The sequence below is a fragment of the Nocardia sp. NPDC002869 genome (assembly GCF_046764065.1).
In the GTDB taxonomy this organism is placed as follows: domain Bacteria; phylum Actinomycetota; class Actinomycetes; order Mycobacteriales; family Mycobacteriaceae; genus Nocardia; species Nocardia rhamnosiphila.
Window position 1 is genome coordinate 1 of record NZ_JBKOOL010000293.1, and the last position, 1,861, is coordinate 1,861.

Below are 1,861 nucleotides of genomic sequence, written 5' to 3' on the forward strand. Positions count from 1 at the left end.
GCCGTTTCGGCCTCGAAAGCGCATGAGCCGAAGGCTCGAGTCTCGAGGCCGAAACGGCGAGACACCAGGGGGCCTCAACCCCGCGCCGCCGCAGGCGGCGCCAAAAACACAGCACCTTCGCGAGCAAGCCCACACCTCCACCTTCGCGAGCGAGCCCACGTCAGTCTTCGCCCAAGTTCGCCATCCCCGGCACCCACACTCACCCCAAGCCCGCCATCCCCGGCACCACACTCACCCCCCGAACATCAACTGCGAGGCCGCGTAGATCGCCAACCCCGCCAGACTGCCGACCACCGTGCCGTTGATCCGGATGAACTGCAGGTCACGCCCCACCTGGACCTCGATCTTCTTACTGGCCTCCTCCGCATCCCAGCGGGCGACCGTATCGCTGACGATGGTGGCGATCTCGTCGGCGTAGTTGGCAGCCAGGTAGCGGGCGCCGCGCTCGATCCAGCCGTCGACCTTGGCTCGGGTGTCGGTGTCGTCGCGCAGGCGTTCGCCCAGCTGCTGCACGTTTTCGGCGACCTTGCGGCGCAGGGTGCTGTTCGGGTCGTCGGCGGATTCGAGGATCAGGCGTTTGGCCGCCCGCCAGGTCGCCTCGGCGAGGCCGGTGATCTCCTCCCGGCCCATGATCTCGGTTTTGATCCGCTCGGCCTTGGCGATCATCGTCTCGTCGTACTGCAGGTCGTGGGCGAAATCCTCCAGGAACCGGTTGGCGGCCAGCCGGACCTCATGGTCGGGGGTGGAGCGCACCTTCCAGGTGAACTCGACCAGCTCCCGGTACACCTTCTCCGACAGCAGGACGTTCACGAATTTCGGCGCCCACTGCGGCGCCTCGCCGTTGACGATCCGGTCGATCGTCTCCTGGCTGCCCAGCGCCCACTGGTGGGCGCGTTCGGCGAGCAGATCCAGCAGCGGCAGCTGCCGATTGTCGGCCAGCAACTCGGCGAGGACACGGCCGATCGGCGGACCCCACAGCGGTTCGGCGATCCGTTTCACGATGGTGTTGTCGATGACCTGTTCGACATCCTCGTCGCGCAGCACCCCCACGACGGCGCGCAGAATCGTCGAACTCTCGTCGGCCACCCGGGCCGCGTTACCGGGCGCGGCCATCCAGCGCCCGATCCGCCACGGGATCTGCGCGGAGTTCACCTTCGCGGTGACCACCTCCGGGGACAGGAAGTTGGTGCCCACGAAATTGCCGAGACTGGCCCCGAGCTGATCCTTCTTCCGGCGGATGATCGCGGTGTGCGGGATCGGCAACCCCAGCGGATGCCGGAACAGCGCCGTCACCGCGAACCAGTCGGCCAGCGCACCGACCATCCCCGCTTCGGAGGCCGCCCGCACATACCCGACCCAGTCGCCGGCGCCGCCGCGCGACTCCAGCCACCGGCACACCAGGTAGATCACCGTGGCCACGGCCAGCAGGCCGGTGGCGACCGCCTTCATCCGCCTCAGGTCACGTCGTTTGGCCGCGTCGTCGGTGAGGGTCGCGAACACACCCGGCGGTTCCGCCTGCCCGCCGGGGGCGGTCGTCCCGGGAGCGGAATCGAGCACCGCACTACTACCGGTCGGTTTCTGCATACTCCCATTCTGCTGTGTTTATTTGCGGCGCCTTCGGCGCCGCGGGGTCAAGGCCCCTTCGGTCCCGCCGTTCAGGCCTCGAGACTCGCGCTTCGCGCATGCGACGTGCGGTGGACCGTCCATAAAGCGCGACCTTTGAGCACCTTCGGCCAAGGGGCGGGACGGGCCTCGACCCTTTCAGGGCCTCGTAAGACAGTGAGGATGGGTGTGGCCCCGCAGCGCTGGTGTCCTGACCCGTCGTAAGACTGACTGTGTTGTCTTGGCCGAGATCTGTCGG

At 67.7% G+C, this 1,861-nt stretch carries 1 protein-coding gene; it reads right to left on the reverse strand.

Translation table 11 applies throughout. The annotated features are described in order from the left end of the window. Nucleotides 1-231: 231 nt before the first annotated feature. Complete coding sequence (locus tag ACLML9_RS28265) at nucleotides 232-1,449, reverse strand: DUF445 domain-containing protein (RefSeq protein ID WP_411948351.1); 1,218 nt, start codon at nucleotides 1,447-1,449, stop codon at nucleotides 232-234. Nucleotides 1,450-1,861: the final 412 nt, after the last annotated feature.

Coding starts and splice junctions, on each gene's coding strand:
- ACLML9_RS28265 (WP_411948351.1), bottom strand. CDS start 1,449: ATGAAGGCGGTCGCCACCGGCCTGCTGGCCGTGGCCACGGTGATCTAC.